Source organism: Geomonas propionica (assembly GCF_016458235.1).
GTDB classification, from domain to species: Bacteria; Desulfobacterota; Desulfuromonadia; order Geobacterales; family Geobacteraceae; genus Geomonas; species Geomonas propionica.
Genome location: NZ_JAEMHK010000002.1, coordinates 173,787 through 197,174, shown reverse-complemented (window position 1 = coordinate 197,174; position 23,388 = coordinate 173,787). Strand labels below are relative to the sequence as shown.

The 23,388-nt window shown below is 59.1% G+C and carries 20 protein-coding genes; 9 read left to right on the top strand and 11 right to left on the bottom strand.

The genetic code is table 11. The features are described from left to right. Positions 1-29: 29 nt before the first annotated feature. The 6 genes from JFN90_RS03470 to JFN90_RS03445 all read right to left on the bottom strand — a co-directional run bounded on the left by JFN90_RS03470 (position 30) and on the right by JFN90_RS03445 (position 7,829). On the bottom strand, positions 30-2,510 hold the full coding sequence (locus JFN90_RS03470; protein ID WP_199393711.1) for a M6 family metalloprotease domain-containing protein: 2,481 nt from the start codon (positions 2,508-2,510) through the stop codon (positions 30-32). 501 nt (positions 2,511-3,011) lie between these two features. Next, the gene (locus tag JFN90_RS03465; protein WP_328755305.1) at positions 3,012-3,539 is read right to left on the bottom strand and encodes an N-acetyltransferase family protein; all 528 of its coding nucleotides are present in this window, start codon (positions 3,537-3,539) and stop codon (positions 3,012-3,014) included. A 96-nt stretch (positions 3,540-3,635) separates the two neighbouring features. Then, the gene (locus tag JFN90_RS03460; RefSeq protein ID WP_199393709.1) at positions 3,636-4,115 is read right to left on the bottom strand and encodes a VOC family protein; all 480 of its coding nucleotides are present in this window, start codon (positions 4,113-4,115) and stop codon (positions 3,636-3,638) included. 542 nt (positions 4,116-4,657) lie between these two features. Continuing rightward, positions 4,658-5,296, bottom strand: a complete 639-nt coding sequence (gene merB, locus JFN90_RS03455) for an organomercurial lyase MerB (protein WP_199393708.1) — start codon at positions 5,294-5,296, stop codon at positions 4,658-4,660. Between the two features lie 21 nt (positions 5,297-5,317). Further along, the gene (locus JFN90_RS03450; RefSeq protein ID WP_199393707.1) at positions 5,318-6,142 is read right to left on the bottom strand and encodes a zinc ribbon domain-containing protein; all 825 of its coding nucleotides are present in this window, start codon (positions 6,140-6,142) and stop codon (positions 5,318-5,320) included. A 310-nt stretch (positions 6,143-6,452) separates the two neighbouring features. Continuing rightward, positions 6,453-7,829, bottom strand: coding sequence for a sigma-54-dependent transcriptional regulator (locus tag JFN90_RS03445; protein WP_199393706.1), 1,377 nt, complete (start codon positions 7,827-7,829; stop codon positions 6,453-6,455). A 142-nt stretch (positions 7,830-7,971) separates the two neighbouring features. Between JFN90_RS03445 and JFN90_RS03440 the strand changes: the two genes are divergently transcribed. The 4 genes from JFN90_RS03440 (at position 7,972) to JFN90_RS03425 (ending at position 11,116) form a co-directional block, all read left to right on the top strand. Further along, entirely contained in the window at positions 7,972-8,733 is a 762-nt protein-coding gene (locus tag JFN90_RS03440; RefSeq protein ID WP_199393705.1) for a slipin family protein, read from the top strand. A gap of 286 nt (positions 8,734-9,019) precedes the next feature. Then, entirely contained in the window at positions 9,020-9,688 is a 669-nt protein-coding gene (locus tag JFN90_RS03435; RefSeq protein ID WP_199393704.1) for a class I SAM-dependent methyltransferase, read from the top strand. Continuing rightward, entirely contained in the window at positions 9,670-10,476 is an 807-nt protein-coding gene (locus JFN90_RS03430; protein ID WP_199393703.1) for a glycosyltransferase, read from the top strand. The genes JFN90_RS03435 and JFN90_RS03430 overlap by 19 nt, the downstream gene beginning before the upstream one ends. Before the next feature lie 124 nt (positions 10,477-10,600). After that, on the top strand, positions 10,601-11,116 hold the full coding sequence (locus tag JFN90_RS03425) for a ferritin (protein WP_199393702.1): 516 nt from the start codon (positions 10,601-10,603) through the stop codon (positions 11,114-11,116). A 267-nt stretch (positions 11,117-11,383) separates the two neighbouring features. Here JFN90_RS03425 and JFN90_RS03420 read toward each other — a convergent pair whose 3' ends face one another. Further along, on the bottom strand, positions 11,384-12,697 hold the full coding sequence (locus JFN90_RS03420) for a peptidylprolyl isomerase (protein ID WP_199393701.1): 1,314 nt from the start codon (positions 12,695-12,697) through the stop codon (positions 11,384-11,386). Positions 12,698-12,888: 191 nt separating this feature from the next. Here JFN90_RS03420 and JFN90_RS03415 point away from each other — a divergent pair, with 191 nt between their 5' ends. Continuing rightward, positions 12,889-13,125, top strand: a complete 237-nt coding sequence (locus tag JFN90_RS03415; RefSeq protein WP_199393700.1) for a YtxH domain-containing protein — start codon at positions 12,889-12,891, stop codon at positions 13,123-13,125. Positions 13,126-13,167: 42 nt separating this feature from the next. Here JFN90_RS03415 and ptsP read toward each other — a convergent pair whose 3' ends face one another. Beyond that, positions 13,168-15,510: a phosphoenolpyruvate--protein phosphotransferase gene (gene ptsP, locus JFN90_RS03410; protein WP_199393699.1), complete on the bottom strand. Its 2,343-nt coding sequence runs from the start codon at positions 15,508-15,510 to the stop codon at positions 13,168-13,170. Positions 15,511-15,666: 156 nt separating this feature from the next. Between ptsP and JFN90_RS03405 the strand changes: the two genes are divergently transcribed. Beyond that, positions 15,667-16,458 (top strand): tetratricopeptide repeat protein, encoded by a 792-nt coding sequence (locus JFN90_RS03405; protein WP_199393698.1) that lies wholly within the window; start codon positions 15,667-15,669, stop codon positions 16,456-16,458. A 243-nt stretch (positions 16,459-16,701) separates the two neighbouring features. Here the strand turns inward: JFN90_RS03405 and JFN90_RS03400 are convergent, their stop codons facing one another. Further along, entirely contained in the window at positions 16,702-17,805 is a 1,104-nt protein-coding gene (locus tag JFN90_RS03400) for an NAD(P)-binding domain-containing protein (protein WP_199393697.1), read from the bottom strand. Positions 17,806-17,970: 165 nt separating this feature from the next. Here JFN90_RS03400 and JFN90_RS03395 point away from each other — a divergent pair, with 165 nt between their 5' ends. Further along, positions 17,971-18,327, top strand: coding sequence for a YtxH domain-containing protein (locus JFN90_RS03395; protein ID WP_199393696.1), 357 nt, complete (start codon positions 17,971-17,973; stop codon positions 18,325-18,327). Between the two features lie 125 nt (positions 18,328-18,452). On the opposite strand, the gene JFN90_RS03390 is transcribed toward JFN90_RS03395, so the two are convergent. Both JFN90_RS03390 and JFN90_RS03385 read right to left on the bottom strand, forming a co-directional pair. Next, positions 18,453-19,343, bottom strand: a complete 891-nt coding sequence (locus tag JFN90_RS03390; RefSeq protein ID WP_199393695.1) for a phosphoribosylaminoimidazolesuccinocarboxamide synthase — start codon at positions 19,341-19,343, stop codon at positions 18,453-18,455. 99 nt (positions 19,344-19,442) lie between these two features. Beyond that, complete coding sequence (locus tag JFN90_RS03385; RefSeq protein WP_199393694.1) at positions 19,443-21,023, bottom strand: peptidylprolyl isomerase; 1,581 nt, start codon at positions 21,021-21,023, stop codon at positions 19,443-19,445. A 242-nt stretch (positions 21,024-21,265) separates the two neighbouring features. Between JFN90_RS03385 and JFN90_RS03380 the strand changes: the two genes are divergently transcribed. Continuing rightward, positions 21,266-22,309 carry a rod shape-determining protein gene (locus JFN90_RS03380; RefSeq protein ID WP_215906673.1) on the top strand — a complete coding sequence of 348 codons (1,044 nt, stop codon included), beginning with the start codon at positions 21,266-21,268 and terminating at the stop codon, positions 22,307-22,309. 42 nt (positions 22,310-22,351) lie between these two features. Next, positions 22,352-23,365 (top strand): glycosyltransferase family 2 protein, encoded by a 1,014-nt coding sequence (locus JFN90_RS03375; protein WP_199393693.1) that lies wholly within the window; start codon positions 22,352-22,354, stop codon positions 23,363-23,365. The last annotated feature ends 23 nt before the right edge of the window (positions 23,366-23,388 follow it).

Sequence of the window (23,388 nt, the reverse complement as noted above, 5' to 3'; positions counted from 1 at the left end):
GCCTTCTAGCTTAATTAATAGTCCGTCGCTTAAGGTTGAGGCAACAGAAAAAGGTTCAATCCGCTCTGGCTAGACTCTACGACGAATGCTGGATCCGTAAACGAGTTGTAGCCGCTTTTGCTGACAGTCAGGGGGTAGCTTCCCGCCAGAATCCCGGTTACCGCGAAGGTCCCTTTCTTTCCAGTAATACTGGACTTGCCGGCTATGGATACCGTTGCTCCCGCCAGAACGGGGCCGGTCGCACTTCCAGCCCTGACGGTGCCGCTAATTGAGTAAGTTGGTATCGGCGTGAGGTAGAAGATCAGGCTTCGTTGATCGGAACCGACATTGAACGAGCTATCGGTGTAACTATAAAATCCAGTCTTGCTGATGGAAAGGGGGTATGTGCCGACCTGAACCCCGGTGATCAAAAACTTTCCCTTTCGGTCGGTGGACGTAATCTTCTCGCCAATGGCAACTTCAGCTCCAGCAATCGGCGTACCTCTTTCACTTCCATACTTCACAGTCCCACTCACTGCGTAGGTGGGAGATGGGGTGATCGTTAAGATAATGGATGCATCATGCGTTAACGCGCCACTGCCTCCCGTTACCTTCAGCGTGTAAGTTCCCACCGGTGCTGTTTGCCCGATGGTGATTGCAAGCGCTGCAGTGCCCGCCCCGGCTGTAATAGTCTCTTTATCCAACAGAGCGGTTACTCCTTCGGGGACACCCGACACGGAGAGGGCAACGTCAGAACTAAATCCCCCGTTCGCAATAACGGTGATGCTTGTGGAAGCACCCTCACCCTGTGACGCCGTCAGCACATTTGGCGTAGCGGTTATCACAAAATCCTTGGAGCTGACGACCCCGATGTTGAAGGTCATGGTCGTTCCTGGTGCACCAAAGCTACTCAGTTTCATCCCCGACGTTGAACCGTCCCACCAATTCGTATTGGGAGCGCTGAATTCATCAATGGTGTTGGTGTAAGCGGCTGCGCCGTTGCCAAGGTAATACAAATCGCGAGCGTCACCGGGGTTAACATAATTTTCGAAATGCCAAAGGTTGTCCGCCTGAACCAGGGTGAGTTCGTAATTATGATGGGACTGGTTCGGAGTAAGGCTTTGATTGTCACGTTCTCCTAGTTCATCCACATGCCAGACAGCGACACCTGCAGCGGGAAGTCCTGCGTCCCGCCCCACCTTTTGACGGTTTTCGAGCAGGAAATACTCAGTCGCTACCCCCGGCCGGCTGAAGCGGTAGAAACTATCGCTGCCAACGGTAGGGGCAGACAGAAGCGTTCCCACAAGGTTTGATGAACTATCCAAATTTGTTATCGTGGCCCACCCCGCTGCGGTTTTGAGGTAAGCGTCGACTTCAACAGGATTTTTACCGCTCCCGCCGTAACCCATCAGGCTGAAGTCGCCGGCACCGCCAACGGAATCATAGCCGTAGTCGTACAGGTCGGGGAACCCGCAGAGCATATGACCATTTTCGTGGCAGAACGTTCCAAGTTCCAAGGTTTCGCCCACGTTGGTTACCTGGTAACTGTAAACTGATTTCCCATTTCCCAACGGAATTCCGGTTGCCAGCACCCATGAGTGGGGCCAAAGCCCGTAACTCCACACACCGCTGTCTGAACCGGCAAAATAAACATTGAACGCTACAACGTCTCCTGCCCCGTCGGTCGTCAGGGTATTGAATGTTGGCAAGATGTCACTCGCGTAATCGCTTCTTGCCTTCAAGATTGCCAATGCGTCATTGATCAGAAGGCGCCCCTGAGCCCCGCAATCACGAGATGTATTGTCATAATAGGTTTTAGGCTTCGTCATTCGAACGTACATGGTTACCACATTGGAATAGTCAAGACGTCCTCCGGAAACATCACCAAAATACTGTCGAACGGAGCCGTTGTTTTCATAGCCGGCATATGAGGCGCCGTTGAGGAAACTGCTAATTTCCGTCGCGCCTATGGTAGCGGGCACATCCGGAAAATCGATTAGCAGAGTCAACCCAATTTTAGTACCTACGGTGCTGGTGGCTGGTGGCGATGTCTGGGCTCCAGATGTAGTAACGGAGGCGGCAGGATGTAAATTCTGGGACTTCAGCAATGCCCAGCGAGCGGACAGGCCGGTCTCTGTTTCCCACTGCCTGCGACGGGCTTGCGCGGCTGCAGAAGCAGCTTCCGGGTCGAGACGGATGTGGCGGACCAGGTTGGCAGGAGCCTGCTTGTGTGCGAGTACCCCGGTGGAAACGAGCTGTTTACCGTCTTCGGAGCGGGTCGCATAAAAATACGCGCCTTTTTTGTTGTCGAAAACCACGGCATAACCCTCGGTAGTTTCAAAGATCGCATGGAAATCATCACCTTCTCCCCAAAGGACTATTGTTTCATGATCAGGCTGGACGAAATTAAAGTACTTGGAGAAAGGAGCGCCCCACGAAGTAGCCGGTACAACAAAGAGAAGTACAGTCAAAAGCAATAGCGAAACTCTTCTCAAGCTTTTAGTGCACAAAGAAGTAACTAAGCTAGCCATACGCGCCCCCCTTGTTAGTGTTGACGATTCGATTCTTGTTGTAGGGATGTGCTGATGTTGCCTGTGTTGGCCTGTGGTTTTTTCAATGAGAGTCGTTGCTTGAAATTCTGTTTAAATAAGCAAATTCACTGCCATACATAAAACTAATACTTATTTCAGCCGTTTGGGGAAGATGGCCACGTTGGCGTTTTACTGAATGTAAAGGGATCCGACATGCGGAACGTGCTAATATCACGCTACTTTGTAGACTTTCGACAGAGCGCTTGCCGGCGAAATGTGGAAGTAGTTGCCTTGCAAGGAGTAATGTGGGCCTGAGAAATGGATGTAAAAGAAACCGACAGGGACTTTGAAGGGGGGCGACGCCAAGTTATGTAAGGGGGGGCAACCCGGTTCAGGGGACAGGTCGCCTCTCTTGCTGAGGCTTAATTGGAGGGTTGCGGCTCCGAACAATGGAGGCCGTAATTGTAAGGAAGACCTGGAGGCGGCACCCCCAATCAAGTCTCACGGCCTGATTGGTTTAGGCTCGATTGGATGGGCGGGCGTATCCAGCAGCAGTTGGTAGAGGGCGAGGTCTAGCCAGCGGCCGAACTTGAAGCCGACTTGGGGCAGGGTGCCGACGTGTTTGAAGCCGAGCTGCTCATGAAGGGCTATGCTTCCCGTGTTGGTCGCGTCAATGGCGCCGATCATAGCATGTACCTCATTCTCCCGTGCCGCCGCGATCAACTCCCGCATCACGGTCCGACCCAGGCCGCGACCGCGATGGTCCTTGTGCACGTAGACCGAGTGTTCCACCGTGTACTTGAAGGCGGGAAAGGCCCGGAAGGTGCCATAGCTGCCAAACGCCAGCAGCACCCCCTCGCCGTCCTCGACGCCGATCACCGGGAAGCCGCCGGCCCCTTTGGCCTCGAACCAATCCTGCATGATTTGTCGGGTCCTGGGTTGGTATTCGTAGAGAGCGGTGGAGTGCAGGATGGCATCGTTGAAAATCTCCAGTATGGCATCCCCATGCCGCTCAAAGTTACAGCGCACGATAGCTTCTGCAGTCTTCATGGACTCCTCTGTTCATAGGAAGGTTTCAGATCTAATCGGGAGGCTAACCTGCCGAAGGATAATCCGCAACCATTTTCAACCGCGAAAAGCAGCTTCGATAGCGGCGATGTCGATCTTTTTCATTTGCATCATCGCCTCGAAGGCGCGCTTGGCGGCCGCGGTATCGGGATCGGTTATCGCCTTGGTCAGGGCGATCGGCGTGATCTGCCAGGACAGCCCCCACTTGTCCTGGCACCAGCCGCACACATTCTCTTCCCCGCCGTTGCCGACGATGGCGTTCCAGTAGCGATCAGTCTCGGCTTGGTCCACAGTTGCTACCTGGAACGAGAAGGCCCAGTTGTGCTTCACCTCGGGACCGCCATTGAGCCCGAGACAGGGGATCCCCATGACGGTGAACTCGACAGTCAACACGTCACCCTTGCGACCAGAAGGGAAATCTCCCGGTGCGAAGTGCACCGCGTCCACGGAGGAATCGGGAAAGGTCGCGGCGTAAAAGCGTGCCGCCTCTTCGGCGTCGCCGTCGTACCATAGGCAGATCGTGTTCTTTGCAGGCATGTCATTTCTCCTTCAGCCCCGTTGCAGCATAATCTTGCCGCCACATTGACGTGCGCTAATTTTGTAGTAGTGTCTCCCCTTGCACAGCAATTATCACCTACCCAGAGGAGGGACGCAATGCGGCGACTATCAAAATCCTTGGTGATCAGCGGTTTGGGGCTCGGCGTTATTTTTGGGGTAACCAGTCAGGGGTTGGCTCTGCCAAAGCAGCAAACGTTCCATTGTGACTGCGATTGTTCATACAACGGGCAGGTAGACCATAGCGTCAATTTCAGCGCCCCCGACTGCGGCGTCGCGATGGGCATGGTCTGTCAGGTTGAAGTACCCCAGCAGGGAGTGTGGGTGATCAGGAACGGGGAGATCACCGGCTGTTTAGGTACGGCGGCTATAGGGACACGCGCGATCGGCACCGTCGGAGTGGGTATTCCTCCCGTGAGGCAAGGCGCCACTTCCCGCTAATCAACCTTTCGCGCGAACGGAGACAGTGGGGGACGTATATCAGTTTATAAAGAAGGGGACGGAGGGGAACGTTCTTGAATATCTCAGAACCGTGACCCGATGTCCCCGTCAGCCATGCGGCGCCGGGCTACTGCACTTCCCAGACGCCAGGCTTCTTCAACGGACAGGATCCTTGCTTCCGGGTGGCTGGATCGCCATTCATCGGCAGTCTCAGGCGAGCCCAGGAAATGGACCTGGCTGCAAAAAGCGTTGCGCACATTGCAGCAACCCACCTGGGCGGCAGGTATCACGAGGGAGACCACAGATGTGGCCGGAGTCAGGGCGGTAATCCCCGTTGGTGTAACCGTTAACCGAACCACAACTTTTGTAACCGGACACTGTGATTCCACCAGAGCCATCTGCTGCAGTGCCACGGGGTACATTAGGGCATCCAGTGCACACCATGTGAACAAATTGCGACCGTCAACGCTGAAGCGATGCGGCGTCGGGATCAGGGAAAGTCCGCAAGCCACGATGTTGCCATCACCGTCGTACACCGTGTCTTTAAAACCCATCACAGCCATATCTACGTCACTCAGGGCCATGTCGAGGGCGACAGCTATGCTGGCCTTAGTCACTGGTTTGCCTTTTGCCAGCGTGCGCAACAGGTGCAACCACAACCTCGGATGGCGACAATGCAATGCTGTCTGAAGACGCTCTTCCAAAAGCGGATCGATAGTCACATTACTCCTCTTCGACTATTCCTACTGATCGACTACTTCAATTGGGTTTTCTAAGATCTGTTCACCGTTGACGAGAAAGACGAATCTCCAGACCCCTGGCTTATCAACGGCCCTGTCAAAGTTGTGATAATACCAAGCGGACCATACCGACAACGTTGGAGAGCTGGGGGAGGAAATGTTCATCACTAGTTTTCCGTCCGCGTCATAGAACTTGCCTGTGAACTGGTAAGCCTTCTCGGGGGGGATCTCCATCTTGATATGGACGACTATTTTTTTTCCGTTGAAGGGAACTCTGGAGAGATCGTTCACCGGCAGGTTGGAGGCGTCCACATCCGAAGCAAAAACTACTTTATGTATCTTTATACCTAGGGAGTTAGCCAGGGTGTTCGGGGGGCTGGTAGGGTTAGGGGGCACAGTTTCGGCCGACGGATTGGTCGATGGCGCATTGGAGGCAAGGTTATCGGACGTTGCGGGGACCGATGGGCTGGACGTATCGTTTGTTGGGCGGGACGATGAAGGCCTGGTGCTTACCCGGTAAAATATGCTCCCAATAAAAACCATTACCAGTAAACAGACTATGAGCATAGCCATCTTTGGCGACCGCGAAGTTTCTCCTGCCGCATCGACCTCGCTGGATGTCGACAAGTTGGCCCTTTGCAGTTTTAATTTGAGATGCTTTTGTATGATTATTCCGCAGCTTGGACAGGTCGAGAATTCGATATCACCGTCGTAATTACAGGAAGGACATGTTTTCGCTGATTCGACTACTTCCTCGGCGGCGTCAGCAGTACCTGGATGCACAACCGGGGCTTGTTCAGGGGTAGCAGTTATGGATTGGTTTTCCATTTTGTGGTCCTTTTTACAGAATTGGGCAGCAGGGGGACGCCCATGAAATGAGCCGATTAGCGCTAATCTTCAGCAAGACGTAACCGCCGCTCTGTTCGTTTGCCGGTTCCAATCCGCTGATTTTGCACACCCACAGGGGTGGGCAATTGGGAGGATGAGCAGTTTTTTGCCCATCCTCCCACATCGATCCGGAAGCTAAGTTAGATCGGAATATATAAAAATATTTCATCACTGTAAAGGTGAAGCTTCGAGGGGCGTTTCCGCTAGAGACCTACGACAGGTGGTGAGGGCGGGAGAGGAAGAAGAAAGGCTACAAGGGCATGCCGAGGCGGCGCATCTTTTCCACCAATGTGGTGCGATTGATGCTGAGCATGGCAGCGGCACGGGCTTTGACCCCGCCCGATAACTGCAACGCCTCGCCGATCATACGCTTCTCGATCTCGCTGATGGCCTGCACCATGTCGATGCCGGCGGGGGTGACGCTGACAGAGTGGGTGCCTTCCTGGTAGTTTTTGGCGATGTTGGCGGGGAGGTCACGCAGGGTGATGACGTCGCCTTCGGTGAGGGCGACGATCCGCTCCATGATGTTCTCCAACTCGCGCACGTTGCCGTTCCAGGGGTACGCCTCCAACGCCTCCAGGGCATCCTTGTCGAGGTGCATGATGGGACGCTGCATGCTCCGGCAGTTCTTCTCCAGGAAATGGCGGGTGAGGGGGAGGATGTCCTCGATGCGCTCGCGCAGGGGAGGGATCAGCACCGGGATGACGTTGAGCCGGTAAAAGAGGTCTTCACGGAAGTTGCCGCGCGCGACTTCCTCCTCGAGGTTTACGTTGGTGGCGGAAACGACACGCACGTCGAGCTTGATCTGCTTGTTGGAGCCGACCCGCTCGACTTCCTGCTCCTGGAGCACGCGCAGGAGCTTGGTCTGCAGGTGCATGGGGAGGGTGCCGATCTCGTCCAGGAAGATGGTGCCGTTGTTGGCGGCCTCGAATTTGCCCACCTTTTCTTTGACCGCGCCGGTGAAGGCTCCCTTCACGTGCCCGAAAAGCTCGCTCTCCAAAAGGTTCTCGGGGATGGCGGAGCAGTTCACCGCGATGAAGGGCTTGTCCTTTCTGTTGCCGTTGAAGTGGATCGCCTTGGCGACCAGTTCCTTGCCGGTGCCGGACTCGCCCAGGATGAGCACAGTGGAGTCGGTCTTGATGATCCGCTTCATGCGCGAGAAGAGCTGCTGCATGGCCTGCGAGTTACCGATGATGTTGGCGAACTCGTACTTGTCCAGCAACTGCTTCTTGAGGTAGACGTTCTCGCTTAACAGCTGCCCCTTTTCCACGGCCTTGTCGATGATGATGCGCAGCTCTTCGATGTTGAGGGGCTTGGTGATGTAGTCGTAGGCGCCTTTCTTCATCGCCTGCACGGCGGTCTCTGCGGATCCGTGGCCGGTGACCAGGATGACCTCGGTGCGCGGGGAGTCCTGCTTCACCCGGGTCAGGATGTCGATGCCGTTCATGTCGGGCAGGAACAGGTCGCTGATGACGATGTCGAACGGCTCGCCCGCCAACTGGTCCAAGCCTTCCTTGCCGCTGGAGCATCCCTTGATCGCGAACCCGCTCGCCTTGAGCAGGATCAGCATCGCCTCGCGGCTGCCGTCGTCGTCTTCTATGAGCAGTATTTTTATGGTGGGTTTCATTAGGTAAGTTCCCAGTGTTAGAGATTTCTTCAATAGCATGGATGAACGCATTTGGCAATATGCATATTTGACGTAAAGCCTTGTTCCGATATACTTACGCGGGTTTTTCGTCTTATATTAAGGAGTCTCCGCGGAGGGAATCATGAATGTCGTGAACCTGTTTCCGGTCCTTATCGTCCTGTTTCTGATCGTCGCTTTTCTTGCCAACGCGATCCGCATACTGCCCGAGTACGAGCGCGGTGTGTTGTTCCGGCTGGGCCGGGTCAAGAAGGTGCGCGGACCCGGGCTCGTGCTGATCATCCCCGGCATCGACCGGTTGGTGCGGGTCTCGCTGCGCATCGTCGCCATGGACGTCCCCTCTCAGGACGTGATCACCCACGATAACGTGACGGTGAAGGTGTCCGCCGTGATCTACTTCCGCGTGGTGGACGCGGTACGGGCGGTGGTGGAGATGGAAAATTACCTCTACGCGACCAGCCAGCTTTCCCAGACCACGCTCCGGAGCGTGCTGGGGCAGGTCGATCTCGACGAGCTCCTCGCCAACCGGGAGAAGATTAACAAGGAGCTCCAGGAGATCCTGGACCGGCAGACGGAGCCTTGGGGGGTGAAGGTGTCCACGGTCGAGGTGAAGAACATCGACCTGCCGCAGGAGATGCAGCGCGCCATCGCCAGGCAGGCGGAGGCGGAGCGCGAGCGGCGCGCCAAGGTCATCCACGCCGAGGGCGAACTGCAGGCTTCCGAGAAGCTGGCTCAGGCGGCGCAGGTGATGGGGAATGAGCCGATGTCGCTGCAGCTTCGCTACCTGCAGACGCTGACGGAGATCGCGGCGGAGAAGAATTCGACCACCATCTTCCCGGTGCCTATTGATCTGATCAAGGTATTCATAGACAAAATCGGGAAATAGGGGCGACCTTAGGGCTGCTAATCAAATCCCCCCTGTCCCCCCTTCGCAAAAGGGGGGGACGCGGATTCACGTGGAGCGCTTCGTGGGCTGCATTCTCCGGGCTTCGGGGGGGGGTACTCTAGGGGAGGGGGCTTTAAGCGCAGCGTTGACTATGCACTGGCGATGTGAGACATTTGCGTCATTTTAAACAGTCCTGACAAAGGCATGGTGACGGCGGATGGACCTGAAAGAGGCACGGGCGGACAATCAGAACAGACATCCTTGGGAAACTTCCCGTGTGGATGCTTTGCAAGAGATTCTGTCCGACTTCGTGACTCCGGGAATGCGGGTCCTCGATATAGGGTGCGGCGACGGCTTTGTCGCCGAAACTCTTGGCAAGGAGATCCCGGGGCTGAAGATCACCGCTGTGGATACCAACCTTTCCGATCAACAGCTTGCCGAGTTCGCCGCCACCAAGAGGGGAATCTCCTTCAGGAAAGAGTTGCCCGATGAGGGGGACTTCAACGTGGTGCTGCTGCTGGACGTGATGGAGCATGTCCAGGATGATCTCTCCTTTCTTACCGGCATCGCCGAGCGGCACGTGGCGGGCAAAGGGCTGGTCCTGATTACGGTGCCGGCGTTTCAGGCCATCTTTAGCGGGCACGACTACTTCCTGGGGCACTACCGGCGCTATAGCCTGCCGCAGTTACTGCGGGTGGTCGAGGAGGCGGGGCTGACGTCCCGCCGATGCGGTTACCTTTTCTTCTCGTTGCTGCTGCCGAAATTGGTGCTGTTCAAGCTGCTCAAATGCGCGGGCTCTTCGGAAGGGGTGGGGCACTGGCGCAAAGGACCTCTGCTCACCTCCCTGATTCACCTTGCTCTTAAGCTGGACAACAAGATTCTCTTTGCCGCGGGGCGGTTCGGTTTCAAGATACCGGGCCTGACAGGATGGGTGCTGTGCGAAAAACAAGGATAGTCGTCCCCTGCTACAACGAATCCCAGCGCCTGCAACCGCAGTCTTTCCTCGCTGCCCTGCGCACCGATCCCTCCTTGTCCTTTCTCTTCGTGAACGACGGCAGCAGCGACGATACGTTGCGGGTTCTCAATGCCATCAGGGATGAAAATCCAGCCCAGGTGGACGTGCTCGACCTCGAGGTCAACTGCGGCAAGGCGGAGGCGGTCAGGCGCGGGATCCTGGAGGCAGCCGAGGGGCCTTTCGACTACGTGGGGTATTGGGACGCCGACCTAGCGACGCCGCTCGAGGTCATCCCCGAGTTCTGCGGGGTGCTGGAGCAGCGCCAGGTCGATGCCGTACTGGGGGCGCGCGTCCGGTTACTGGGTAGAAAGATCAAGCGCAGGGCGCTCAGGCACTACCTGGGCAGGATCTTCGCCACCTTCGCCTCCTTGTTGCTGGGCATCAATATCTACGACACACAGTGCGGCGCCAAGATCTTCCGCAATTCCACCGCGTTGAAAATCGTCTTCTCCAGTCCCTTCAAAGTCAGCTGGACCTTTGATGTCGAGCTGTTGGCCAGGTTTCCCCTGGTGCTGGAAGCCTCCAGCGCCGAGGTCTGCGCCAACTGGGTTGAGTTTCCGCTGCAGGAATGGCGTGACGTGAAGGGGTCCAAGGTCTGCATGGCGGATTACCTGAAGGCGCTGGTGGAGTTCGCCACTTTGTTCCTCTACCTGAGGACGCCGGCCCGGAAGGGATACAAGCACTACCTGACCGGCTCGGGCAGGCGGCCTGTTGTCTCGCGGGCCTGAGACAGTAACTGCCTCTGCGTATACCCTGCTTGCCAACGGCACAGCCTTGGGTAACATAGTACGTGCATGACAATGACAAGATATGCAGGACCACGTGCTATTTGATTACAAGGAGGAACACCTGATGCTGACCGACAAGCTGTGCGCCGCACTCAACAAACAACTGAACAACGAGCTTTACTCCGCCTATCTTTACCTCTCCATGTCTTCCTATGCCTCTTCCATCGGACTCAAGGGGAGCGCCAACTGGTTCATGGTCCAGTACCAGGAAGAGATGGTTCATGCCATGAAGTTTTACAACTACATCAACAGCCGCGGCGAGCACGTGAAGCTGCAGGCGATCGCCGCACCCCCGGCCGAGTTCAAGAACCTTTTGGACATGTTCGAGCAGACCCTGAAGCACGAACTCACCATCACGGCCTCCATCAACGAGCTCACCGACCTCGCCCTGTCCGAGAAGGACCACGCCACCAACATCTTCCTGCAGTGGTTCGTCACCGAGCAGATCGAGGAGGAGGAGAACGACAGGGATATCATCGGCAAGCTGAAGCTGATCGGGGACAACGGGCAGGGGCTTTTGATGCTGGACACCGAGCTGGCGGCCAGGGTGTTCGTGCCGCCGCCGACTACGGCGGCGTAGGGGAGGGGGAAGTCAAAAGCAAATCCCCCCTGTCCCCCCTTTCGCAAAGGGGGGGACGCCTGGGCGGGGGCTGCGCTTTGTGGGATCTAGTGCTTAGGGGCCTGAGGGCGGCTGAAACAGAGGCAAATCCCCTCTGTCTTCCCTTCACAAAGGGGAGGACGTGAGGTGACGTGCATCGAGAATGTTTGTTGGTTCCGGCAGTTTAACGAACGAAAAAAGGGCCCGTAGTTACGGGCCCTTTTTATATCTGGATTAAAGAATCTGGAACTAGTTCTTCTCGATCTTGGCGGTCTTCTTGAGCTGCTCCACCAGGGTGGTCACTTCCTGCTGCACTTTCTGACGCTTCAGGAAATCGGCAATCTTGTCCTTCACGTTCTCGAACTTCTCGGCACCGGCTTCCTGACGGTCGGTTACCTTGATGATATGGTAGCCGAACTCGGACTCGACCACGCCGCTTACATCGCCGGTCTTCATGGAAAAGGCGGCCTTCTCGAAGGCGGGAACCATCTCGCCGCGGCCAAAGGCACCGAGATCGCCACCCTGGCTGGCGGAGGGGCAGGAGGACTCGGCCTTGGCAACGGCTGCGAAATCTTCGCCGGCCTTGACCCGCTTGAGTAGCGCCTCTGCCTTCTCCTTGGCGCGCTTACGCTCCTCCGGCGTCGCTTTCTCGTCGACGCTCACCAGGATGTGGCTGGCGCGCACGGCTTCCGGCACCTTGAAGTATTGATCCTTGTTTTCTTCGTAGAATTTTTTGGATTCGGCGTCGGTTGCCGCCGCCTTGGCGGTGAACTTCTGCTCGATGAAGTTGTTGATGACGATGTCCTTGCGGGTGAAGTCCTGCATGTCCTGCATGGTCATGTCGACGCTCTTCAACGCGTCGATGAACTCCTGGTCGGTCTTGAACTTGGCCCGATTCTCGGACACCTTGTCGTTGATCTGCTTGTCCAGGTCGGGGATCTCGAGCTTGACGGCCTCCTGGTACAAAAGCTCCACCGAGGTGAGCTGGTCCAGCACGGCGGCTTCGGCCTCTTTCTGCGCATCGGCAGCCAGGGGCTGCTTCACCTGGCTTTGCGCCATCATGACCTTCAGGGCGCGGTCGAGATCGAGTTTGGTGATCACGGAACCGTTGACGTGGAGCACCGCGATGTTGGCCGGGTGCTGGGACTGCAGGGACTGCTCCTTCTGCTGCTGCTCTTTGGCCAGTTCCGAGGCCTCCTGAAGCGGATCCTTGCCTTGATCGACAGCCGGCGCATTGGCCGTTTCCTTGGCGGCTTCCGGGGCGGGCGCCTTGGCAGCTTCCTTTTGCTCCTGCGCGGCTGCCTTCGCTGCCGGCTTCGCGGCACTCTTTTCGGCAGGGGCGGCCGCCTTGGTAGCGGTCTTGGCCTTGACGGCGGGCTTGGCCCCCTTCTGGGCGTGTTTCTTGGCTTTCTTCGCTTTTGGGGCAGGCTTGGGCGCTGTCTTCGCGGCCGGCTCCGCCGCGGCGCTGCCGGCTGCTTCTTCGGCAAGTGCAGCTGCGGGGAGGGTAAGGGCCATCAGGAGGGCGGCAGCGGCAGGCACGGTCGATTTCTTGAAGGAAAACATGCACATCTCCTTTGCGGATTTTTTATCAACGGATAGTAGCATCTAATGCGACCCAATTCAAACCAGAAAACGTAGCGAAGGAAAAGCGTCATTATTTGCGGTTGGGGGTTTTATTGCGTTGCGGAATGTGATAAGAATGACTGCACATTTTTCTCCGGTTTCAACTTCCAGAACCAAAAGGAGCATACGACATGTCGAAGAAAAGCGAACAGGCCGCTCTGTTGGCCTTCCTGGCCGGAGCCGCGGTAGCTGCGGGTGCCGCTCTCCTCTTTACCCCGAAGACCGGCCGCGAGGTCCGCGAGAAGCTGGGCGAAGCGAAAGACGATGCGTTGGACAAGCTGAAAGGGTGCGTGAAAAACGCCAAGATGCGCTCCAGGAAAAACGGCTCCGATCAGATGAACTACGACGGCGGCGACTGCTGGATATAGCGTGAAAAAGGCCGGGTCCCGCCTGGGGCCCGGCCTTTGTTTTTACAGCCCCAGCTCCCGCTGGGCCGCTTCCAGGTATTCCCTTATCGACTGGGCGCTCTCCATGGCGAGCACCCGGTCGCCGATCTTTTGTGCCTGCCGCAGGGTGATGCGGCGCACCGCCTCCTTTACCCTCGGGAGGTTGGGCGCCGACAGGCTGAAGCAGCGCAATCCAAGCCCCATGAGCAGTACCGCGTTGATCGGCTCTCCCGCCATCTCGCCGCATAAGGACGCCGGTTTACCCGCGGCCGCTGCGGCATCCGCCACCTTCTTGATGGAATGCAGCACCGCCGGATGGTACGGGTCGTACCACTTCCTGACCCTGGGGTTGTTCCGGTCGCAGGCGAGCGTGTACTGGATCAGGTCGTTGGTGCCGATGCTGACGTAGTCGACCTCCCGGACCAGCATCTCGATCACCGTCACCGCCGCCGGCAGCTCCACCATGATCCCGAAACCGATCTCCGCGTCGAAGCTGCGCCCCTCCCGGACCAGCTCTTCCTTAACCTGCGCCAGGATCACCTTGATGCGCCGCACCTCGTCCACTCCCGAGATCATCGGGAACATCAGGTTGCACTCCCCGGAAGCGGAGGCGATCAGGATGGCGGCCAGCTGTTCCCTCAGGATGTCCTCCCGGTCCAGCGACAGGCGCATGGAGCGCCACCCCAGGAACGGGTTGTCCTCCTTGGGGTGCGGGAAGTAGGAGAGCCCCTTGTCGCCGCCGATGTCCAGGGTCCTGATGTGCACCGGCATACCGGGGAACCCTTCCAGCACCTTGCGGTACACCGAGGCCTGCACTTGGCGCGAGGGGAGGGAGGCGCGGGTCATGAAGGGGAACTCGGTGCGGTACAGGCCGACCCCCTGGGCCCCGTGCAGGTGCGCTACCTTGAGGTCGCTCAAAAGCCCGATGTTGGCCAAAAGGGAGACGGTGCAGCCGTCGGGGGTGCGGGCGGGGAGGTCGCGGATTTCCTCCAGGGCGCGCTGCCTCTGGTCGAATTCACCCTGCAGGCGTACGTATTCCTGCTTCACGGCCTGGTCCGGGTTCACGTAGACGCAGCCGGAATTGCCGTCCACCACGACCTCGCTCCTGACGCCGACCCGCTGCAGGAGCCCCTCGACGCCGAAGACGGCGGGGATGCCCAGGGCGCGGGCCATGATGGCGGAGTGGGCGTTCTGGTTCCCCTTCTCGGTGGCGATGCCGATCACCTTGCCGTGGTCCATGATGGCGAGGTCGGAGGGGAGCAGTTCGCGCGCCACGATGATGCGTTCCTCGCGCAGCCGCTCGCGGTGCTTGCTGTGGCCGTTCAGGGCGTCGCAGATCCGGCGGCCGATGTCCTCCATGTCCGCGGAGCGCTCGCGCAGGTAGGGGTCCTCCATGCGGGCGAAGGCGGAGACGTAGGCCTCGACCACCTGGTTCACGGCGCGGTGCGCGCCGAGCCCCTCCTCGATGAGGGCGGTGATCTTGGCAATGAAGCCGCGGTCCTCCAGGATCATCAGGTGGCTGTGGAAGATGGCCGCGTCCGCCTCGGAGAGGATTTCTCCCATCCGCTTTTCCATGTAGATGGTCTGGATGCGGGCTTTCTCCAGGGCCTGCTGGAACAGGTTCAGCTCTTCGGCGCGCGGGCGGACCCGTTCCAGGACCGCCTCTTCGCTGGGGCCCCTGTGGTGCAGGATGGAGACCTTGCCGAGGGCGAAGCCGGGGGAGATGCCGATGCCGGTCAGGGCGGCGGAGGAGGGGGACTTGCGGGCAGGGCGCCCCCCTTCCTTCAGGACGCCGCTCTTTTTGAGGCGGTCTACCTCGGCGGCGAAGAAGGCGCGTTCCTCCTCTTTCTTGCGCACGGAGTCGAGCAGTTTGGCGTTGGAGACGATGCTGGAGATCTGCCAGGCGATGGTGGAGACCGCGCTGATCTCTTGGGGGGTGAAGGTCCGGGCCTCGCGGTTCTGGATGACCAGGACGCCGATCGGGGTGTCGCGCTCGAAGAAGGGGACGCCCAGGAAGGAGAGTACCTTCTCCTCCTTGGTCTTCCTGAAGTATTTATAGCGGGGGTGGCGGGGGGCGTTGTCGGTGGCGACCACGCCGCGCTGCTCCATGACCAGGCCGGTTAAGCCCTCGGATATCTTCATGGTGATACCGACCGAGAGCCTGGAAAGGCCGCGGGTGGCATGCAGGCGCAGAGTCTCGCCGTCAGGCTCCAAAAGGTAAATGGAGCAGACGTCGGAGGACATCCTCTTAGCGACCAGGTTAACGATGTTGTCCAGAGTCTCCTGCAGATCGTGGGATTGGAGAATCAGCGCGCTGATATCCTCCAATGTCCTCAGTCCCAGTTGCTCACCAGCCTCCTCTGGCATTGCCTTCCCCTTTGCGTGTGATGGTCGCAGTATAAATGAGAAAAATGAGATGTGAAAGGTTTTAATGCTTTTTTAGCAGCTCTTAAGTTGGCAAAAGGGGGGCTTCTCTGTTATAGTGTGCGCCAATGAAATCCGATTGGAGTCGTGGAGGTGGCAATGGCAACAACTTTTGAGGAAAAGCTGGCAAGTGGCATAGCGCAGATGGAGTCCGGCGAATACGCACAGGCCATCGAGGCTTTCAAGGGTTGCACCGAGCTGGAGCCCCAGAATGCGGAGGGTTATTTCTACCTCGGCGAGGCACACTCCGAGGCGGGACACAACGACGACGCCATCGCCGCCCTCAAGAAGGGGCTGGAGCTGGCCCCGCAGGACCTGGACGGTCTCACCGCCCTGGGCGACGTCTACTTCGAGTCGGGCAAGCACAAGGACGCGCTGGCTTGCTACCGCAAGGTTACCGAACTGCAGCCCAAGGAGTGCGACGGCTACGTCAGCATGGGGCTGGTCTACAACGCCATGGAGCGCGCCGACGACGCGCTGAAGGCTTTCGAGAGGGCGCTGGAGCTCGATCCGCGCAACGTATTCGCGCTCAACGCCATGGGGGACCTCTACTACGGTCTGGGCGACAACGAGAAGGCGATCGCGGCTTACCACCGCGGCATCGAGATCGACCCCACCGACGCCACCGCCCGCTTCAACCTGGGCGAGCTCTACTACGACATGGACGATTTGGAGGCGGCCGAGCGCGAGACCTTGGAAGCGATCCGGCTCGACCCGGATTTCACCATGAGCTACCTGACCCTGGGCAACATCTGCATCGACGAGGACCGCACCGCGGAGGCGATCAAGCACTTCGAGAACTACCTGAAGAGGGAGCACTCGCCGCAGGCCAGGGAGATGATCGCCGAGGTCAGGGCGGTGATCGAGGGGCTTAAGGAAGAGATGAAGTAGACTGCGGGGCTGAGGGCTAGGGGCTAGTACTGGCTAAATATAAATAGAATTGAAAAGGGGAGCCTGGCTGGGGCTCCCCTTTTTTTGTGGGGCTTGGCTTGCTACTGGCTGGAATCAAAGGCAAATCCCCCCTGTCCCCCCTTCGCAAAAGGGGGGGACGTCGGGGCGACTACTCATATGATGGCAACGGCACCGTTGATCCAGAGGGGCGCCTGCTTAGGTGGTGGGAACGGTAATGGTGGTTTACTTCTTCATCTTCTTGAGCATGGCCTCGATGACGTGGTGGGCGTCGTTGACGGCGGTGTAGATCAGGTTCGGGTGGCGTTCTTCATGGATGGCTCCCTTGCTGATGCGCATGTAGGACGGGGAGATGGCACCGCCGATCACGTAGACCCCTTTGCGCGTCGACTCGAAATCGGCGGTCAAAAGCAGCAAACGATCCCCTTCCTTGGCCACCTGGCATACGCCCTCGGCACAGGCGATGGTCTGCACGCCGATCTTGTCGTAGATGGAGGTCGGACCCTGGCTGCCGATGCAGGCGATCACGTTTTTCATCGGGAAGCTCATGGCGTGATAGCGCTCGATGCCGCCCGCCATCTTGTCCTCGCTGACCCTTATCACCAAACGGTCCACGCCTTCGTCGTCGACTTCGCCGATCCTCGGGGTGGCGCCGGGCAAAAGCCTGATGTTGCCGCCCAGTAGGATCTCCTCGCCCAGGCGCTGCGCGGTCTCCTTGTTGACGTCGAAGGTCTCCGCGACGTGCGCCCAGTACACCGGCTCCTTGTCGTTGGCGTTTCTCTTCTCTTTCAAGATGGAGATGATGACGTCGGCCGCGGAGTTGCCCCCGCCGATCACCAGGGTGCGCACGCCGATGTACTTCTTGGGATCGTCGAGCCCCTTGGCGACCATCTTGGCGTCGCCGTACACGGAGAGTTCCTTAGGAATGGAACTACCGAAGGCGAGCAGCACCTTCTTCGCCTGGAAGGTGCCTCTCGAGGTGTGCACCTTCAAGTAGTCGCGACCTTCCTCGATGTTCTCGAACTGGGTGTCGGTGAGCACGTTGAGCCCTTCGTGCTGGACGAAGTGCTGCACGTACTGGATGTATTTCTCTACGGTGACCGGTTTATCGGGCGGACGCAGTTCTTCGACCAGGAACGGTTCCGGGTTCTCCTTGGGCTTGGAGGGATACACGTTCTTCCCTTCGGGGTAGGTGTTGGCAATGCCCTGGAAGATTGACTTGCCTCCCTCGATCAGAACGTGGCTTAGGCCGTTTTTATGACACAGGTAGGCGGCGGCCACACCACCGGGGCCTCCGCCGACAATAAGTACATCGTATTTTTGATCCATGGTGCTCCTCGCGGGTCTCTCTCTGGGTGTTCTATAACGGTACAACTATACACGCTTCGCCTAGTGCTTCCTAGCAATAATGAGAAGCGCGCTTGGCAAAGAGACGGCATCGGGTAGTATAGGGAGGCAGTGCGAAAAAAACAACGCGGCGAAGGAGGAGGGGCTATGGCCGAAAGAGACAACAAGGTGATGCTTGGGGCAATGCTGCTCCTGGCCGGAGGGATTATCGGGGCAGGGGTCGCGCTTATGTATGCGCCGCAAAGCGGCGAGAAAACCCGCAAGGAGCTCGGCCGCTACGCCAAGAAGGCGCGCCGCAAAGGCGAGGAGGCCCTGGAGGCGGTGGAGGAATTCACCGACCAGGTGGGCGAGATGGCCGAGGAGGTGGGCGAGCGGGCCTCGGAGATCCTGGACCGCGGCAAGGACATGGCCTACAGCGCCAAGAAGGGGCTTCTCAAGGCCCTGGAGGAGGGCGAGGCGCGGCTGATGAAGGAGAGGTCACGGCTGGCCAAGCTGATAGGCTGAGGCAGAGACTAAGATTAAGACTGAGAGTAAGACTAAGAAAACCAGTACAACAAAAGGCCCCGCATCTGACGACGCGGGGCCTTTTTATGACTCAACCTTTATCTTAATCTTTATCTTAATCTGCCTTACAGTCCCTTGCCGGTCAGCTTCACCAGCGCTTCCATGTACTTCTCGCCGGTCTTCTTGACGATTTCCTCGGGGAGGGGCGGAGCGGGAGCGGTCTTGCCCCAGTCCAGGGTCTCCAGGTAGTCCCTCAGGAACTGCTTGTCGAAGGAGGGCTGCGGGCCGCCCGGCTGGTAGCTGTCTTTCGGCCAGAAGCGGCTGGAGTCCGGGGTCATGCACTCGTCGATGATGATCAGCTCGCCCTCGTAGATGCCGTACTCGAACTTGGTGTCGGCGATGATGATCCCTTTCTGGTCGGCCAGGTCGCGCGCCTTCTCGTAGATCTTCAGCGTTACCTCGCGCACCTTCTCGGAGATCTCCTTGCCGCAGATCTCGCACATCTGCTCGAAGGAGATGTTCTCGTCGTGGGTGCCGAGCTCGGCCTTGGTGGAGGGGGTGAAGATCGGCTGCGGCAGGCGGTCGCTCTCCTTGAGCCCCTCGGGGAGCTTGATGCCGCAGATGGCGCCGGTCTGCTGGTAGTCCTTCCAGCCGGAGCCGGAGATGTAGCCGCGTACGATGCACTCGGCCGCCAGCGGCTGGGCCTTCTTCACCCACATGGAGCGGCCGGCCAGGACGTCGGCGTAGGGCTGGCACTCCGCGGGGAAATCGGCCACATCGGTGGAGATGATGTGGTTCTTGATGATGTCTTCCATTTGGCGAAACCAGTAGGCGGAGATCTGGGTCAGGACGTATCCCTTGTGGGGGATTCCTTCGTTCATGATGACGTCGAACGCGGAGATCCTGTCGGTGGTGACGATGAGCAGCGTCTCCCCGAGGTCGTAGATGTCTCGCACCTTCCCGCGTGCGGCAAGTTTGAGGCCGGGGAAGTCAGTGTTGAGTACCGGTGTTGTCATTGGTGCTTTCTCCTTTTATTCGCCCTAAGCGTGAAAAGTTAAAGGTGAAGAGTGCACCCACACCCTTCACCTCGCACTTGTAAGCTGTGTTCTATCCGGTTAGTCCTGGAGCACTGCCGGGTTGATGTCGATCTTTGCCTTGTCGCGCAGCCCCTTGACCCACTTGTCCAGGGCCTCCTGCTGCTTCTTGGGCAGCAGTGCCGCCTTGATGGAGCCGGAGTTCTTGGCGAGGTCGGTAAGCGGTGCCTCGGTGCGGGACTTGAGCACCACGGCGTACCAGCGGTCGCCGACCTTGACGGGCTGCTTGGCGGCCTGGTTGGGAGCGTTCAGGGTGAAGGCCGCTTCCATCAGCTCCGGGGAGGCGCCGATGGTGGGCACCGCGCCGGTCGGGGCATAGCCGAAGCTGCCGGTCTCCTTGGCGGCCGCGCCACCCTTGGCGAGCTGCTGCAGCGCTTCCTCGGCCTTCTTCTTGGCCAGGTCGGCGGCCTTGACCTCGACTGCCTTGGCCTCGACCGCTCCCCTGATCTGGGCCAGCGGCGGTACGGCGGCAGGCTTTCTGTCCAGCACCTTGATGAGGTAGATCCCCTTGGCGGTCTCGACCGGGCCACCCAACTCGCCTTGCTTCAGTGCCAGGGCGCGGGCGACCACCTCGGTCTCGCCGGCCAGCGCCGCTGCCGGCGCCTTGGCGGTGAACAGCGGGGTCTTCTCGACCTTGCCACCCAGGGAAGCGGCAGCTCCGTCCAGGTCGCCGTTGGCCTTGAACTTGTTAACCGCGGCGGCCGCCTTCTCGTAAGCTTCCTTGGCCGCTTTCTGCTTCTGGGCGTCGGCGGTGGCCTTGTCCTTCACCTCGGCGAAGGGAAGGATGCCCCCTTTGCCCTGGTAGCGGTCGATGTTCTTCTGGTAGAAGGTCTGCGCCTCTTCCGCGGTCACGCCGACGCCGCCGGCGGCCTGGGCCGGGTTGACCACGGTGTAGGCGACCGAAACCTGCTCGGGGGTCTTGAACTCGTTCTGGTGGTCCTGCAGGTACGAGGTAAGCTCCTGGTCGGTCAGCTTGATGCTCCCCTTGACGTCGGCGGGGGAGAAGGAGACGTAGGCGAGGTTCACCTTGTCGTTTTGCTTCTTATAGGCTTCCTTCACCTCGGCGTCGGTCACCGTGGCGGCGTCCTTGATCTTGTTGCGGGTCTTCTGCAGGAGTATCTCCTGCTCCTGGGACTCCTCGAAGTCCTTGGGGGTGATGCGGTTGGCCTTGAGGGTCTGCTGGTAGACGCCGAAGTCGAAGGCGCCGTTTTTCTGGAAGGCCGGGACCTTGGCGATTTCCGCGGCGACCTCGTCCTTCTTCACCTTGACCCCCATCTTCTTCGACTCGTCGAGGATGAGTACGTTGTCGATCAGGGTGTCGATGGTGAGTTTCTTGATCCCCATCTGCTTTTCCAGTTCCGGGGTGAGGGTGCGGCCGTAGATCTGCTCGTAGAGACCGCGGGTGCGGTAGTAGCTCTTCTGGAATTCATCCAGGGAAATCTTGGTGCCGTTTACCGTTGCCGCATAGCTCTTGCCACCCCGGCCGTCACTGCCGCCCTTGCCCCAGACCAGGAAGATGGTCCCTATGAAAGAGAGAACGATGACAACGAATACAACCTTGATGAGAATGGATTGCTTGTACTTCCTCATTACGCCTAGCATTCCGGTTCGGCTCCTTTACGCTCATAAGAATAGAGTCAATTAACATAATCAAGAGTGGCGAATGATAATATACTTTAATCGCAAAAGCAACGGTAGAATGATGCAGTATACCCTGCACTCGGTGGTCGGCGCCAGACATCGGGCGGGTTTTCTTTGTTGCAAGGGTGCGTACCATTTGCTATATTTCCACCTTTGAGCCGGGCAAGGGCCCGGTTATTGCGCAAATTCAAAGGAGTTCATGCATGATCAAGATTTTCGATGCCCTTTTCGGCATGTTTTCTAACGACCTGGCCATCGACCTCGGCACGGCCAATACCCTTGTCTACCTCAAGGGCAAGGGGATCGTGGTGCGCGAGCCGTCCGTGGTGGCGGTCCAGAAGATGCCAAACGGTCAGCAGAAGGTGCTCGCCGTCGGGATGGAGGCAAAGAAGATGCTCGGTCGTACTCCCGGGACCATCACGGCCATCCGCCCCATGAAAGACGGGGTCATCGCTGATTTCGACATCACCGAGGAGATGCTGCGCTACTTCATTCACAAGGTTCACAACAGAAAGACCCTGGTTCGTCCCAGGATCGTCATCTGCGTCCCCTCCGGGATCACCCAGGTCGAGAAACGCGCCGTCAAGGAAAGCGCCGAGTCCGCCGGTGCTCGCGAGGTGTACCTGATCGAGGAGCCGATGGCGGCCGCGATCGGTGCGGGGCTTCCCATCACCGAGGCCTCGGGCAACATGATCGTCGACATCGGCGGCGGCACCACCGAGGTCGCCGTGATCTCCCTGGCCGGTATCGTCTACACCAAGAGCGTCAGGGTGGGGGGCGACAAGATGGACGAGGCGATCGTCCAGTACATCAAACGCAAGTACAACCTCCTGATCGGCGACCGCATGGCCGAACTGATCAAGATCGAGATCGGCGAGGCGTACCCGGGCACCCAGCTCTTGCACATGGAGGTCAAGGGGCGCGATCTCGTTTCCGGGATCCCCAAGACCACCGAGATCGACTCCAACGAGATCCGCGAAGCGCTCTCCGAGCCGGTCACCGCCATCGTGGACGCGGTGCGCAACTGCCTGGAGCGCACCCCCCCGGAACTGGCGGCCGACCTGGTCGACAAGGGGATCGTGCTGGCCGGCGGCGGCGCCCTGCTCCGGAACCTCGACGTGCTCCTGCGCGAGGAAACCGGCCTCCCGGTGGTAACCGCGGAGGATCCGCTTTCCTGCGTCGTGCTCGGTTCCGGCAAGGTGCTCGACGAGCTCGCGCTGTTGCGCAACGTCGCGGTCAGCTCCTAGTTTCCCGTTCTCCCATTTGCCGTTTCTGCCCGAGGGATGCCCATGACCGACGCAATCATTGACGTCATCATACCCGTATGGAACCGGCCCGATGAGACTCGAAACTGCCTGGTCAACCTGATCAACCACACCCCGAACGCCCGACTCATCATCGTCGACTGCGGCTCCGAGCGCGACACCGAGAGGATGTTGCAGGAGTTCGCGGACGGGCTGGACGAGCGCGCCCTGTTGATGCGCGACGACAGCAATATCGGGTTCGTGCGTGCCGTGAACCGCGGTTTCGAGAGCTCAACGGCCCCCTTCCTGGCCCTGGTGCGTAACACCAGCATAGTATCCGCGCGCTGGCTCGACTCGCTGCTTACGTTCGCCGAGACCCATCCCGAAGCGGGGATCCTGCTCCCATGTCTCGATCCGGGCGACCCCTGCGAGGGGCCCTGCGAGGTGGAGAGTGGCTCCTTCGCCGCCATGGTGGTCCGCCGAGAACTCTACCGTGAGGTGGGGGGGCTCGACGAGTCCCTGGACGGCGGGGCGTGGTGCCTGAGGGACTTCACCCGGCGCGCCTGCGCCAAGGGGTACTTCACCTATCAGGTGCCGGGTCCCGTGGTGAGCCACCAGGAGGAGATACTGCTGGGGTCGGAACTGAGGCGCCGGGAGACCCTGCAGCGCAGCATGACCCTCTTCCGCGAGCGCTGGGGCGAGGGGGGGAGTTTCCTCCTGCACGTGCCCAAGGGGGTCGAAGTCGAACTGTTGCGCCAGAAGCTCGAGTGGCTGGTGCAGGGCGCGCGCCACGGCGACAGCTACACGGTGCTCCTGCCTCGCGCGCTGAGCGAGGCGGCCCGGCAGACCGGGCTTTCCTGTCTGCACGAGAACGTGAAGCTGGTGCCGCTCCCCATGCTTGGCTGGGACGGTATGAAGCGCCGCCTCTACGAGAAGCTGATCGCCCAGCGTCCCGGCACCATGCCGGTCACCGCGGTGGACGGGCTCCCCTTCCCCTGGAGCGAGCGCTACCTTTCGTTCTCCGAGCTCACCGAGCGGATCAAGGGGCGGGTATACTAGCATCGCCGCGGGGAGCCGCGGCA

What these genes read in the sequence shown, in the direction of transcription:
- JFN90_RS03470 (WP_199393711.1), bottom strand. Translation starts at nt 2,510, where the DNA reads ATGGCTAGCTTAGTTACTTCTTTGTGCACTAAAAGCTTGAGAAGAGTT.
- JFN90_RS03460 (WP_199393709.1), bottom strand. Translation starts at nt 4,115, where the DNA reads ATGCCTGCAAAGAACACGATCTGCCTATGGTACGACGGCGACGCCGAA.
- JFN90_RS03450 (WP_199393707.1), bottom strand. Translation starts at nt 6,142, where the DNA reads ATGGAAAACCAATCCATAACTGCTACCCCTGAACAAGCCCCGGTTGTG.
- JFN90_RS03445 (WP_199393706.1), bottom strand. Translation starts at nt 7,829, where the DNA reads ATGAAACCCACCATAAAAATACTGCTCATAGAAGACGACGACGGCAGC.
- JFN90_RS03440 (WP_199393705.1), top strand. Translation starts at nt 7,972, where the DNA reads ATGAATGTCGTGAACCTGTTTCCGGTCCTTATCGTCCTGTTTCTGATC.
- JFN90_RS03425 (WP_199393702.1), top strand. Translation starts at nt 10,601, where the DNA reads ATGCTGACCGACAAGCTGTGCGCCGCACTCAACAAACAACTGAACAAC.
- JFN90_RS03420 (WP_199393701.1), bottom strand. Translation starts at nt 12,697, where the DNA reads ATGTTTTCCTTCAAGAAATCGACCGTGCCTGCCGCTGCCGCCCTCCTG.
- JFN90_RS03415 (WP_199393700.1), top strand. Translation starts at nt 12,889, where the DNA reads ATGTCGAAGAAAAGCGAACAGGCCGCTCTGTTGGCCTTCCTGGCCGGA.
- ptsP (WP_199393699.1), bottom strand. Translation starts at nt 15,510, where the DNA reads ATGCCAGAGGAGGCTGGTGAGCAACTGGGACTGAGGACATTGGAGGAT.
- JFN90_RS03405 (WP_199393698.1), top strand. Translation starts at nt 15,667, where the DNA reads ATGGCAACAACTTTTGAGGAAAAGCTGGCAAGTGGCATAGCGCAGATG.
- JFN90_RS03400 (WP_199393697.1), bottom strand. Translation starts at nt 17,805, where the DNA reads ATGGATCAAAAATACGATGTACTTATTGTCGGCGGAGGCCCCGGTGGT.
- JFN90_RS03395 (WP_199393696.1), top strand. Translation starts at nt 17,971, where the DNA reads ATGGCCGAAAGAGACAACAAGGTGATGCTTGGGGCAATGCTGCTCCTG.
- JFN90_RS03390 (WP_199393695.1), bottom strand. Translation starts at nt 19,343, where the DNA reads ATGACAACACCGGTACTCAACACTGACTTCCCCGGCCTCAAACTTGCC.
- JFN90_RS03385 (WP_199393694.1), bottom strand. Translation starts at nt 21,023, where the DNA reads ATGCTAGGCGTAATGAGGAAGTACAAGCAATCCATTCTCATCAAGGTT.
- JFN90_RS03380 (WP_215906673.1), top strand. Translation starts at nt 21,266, where the DNA reads ATGATCAAGATTTTCGATGCCCTTTTCGGCATGTTTTCTAACGACCTG.
- JFN90_RS03375 (WP_199393693.1), top strand. Translation starts at nt 22,352, where the DNA reads ATGACCGACGCAATCATTGACGTCATCATACCCGTATGGAACCGGCCC.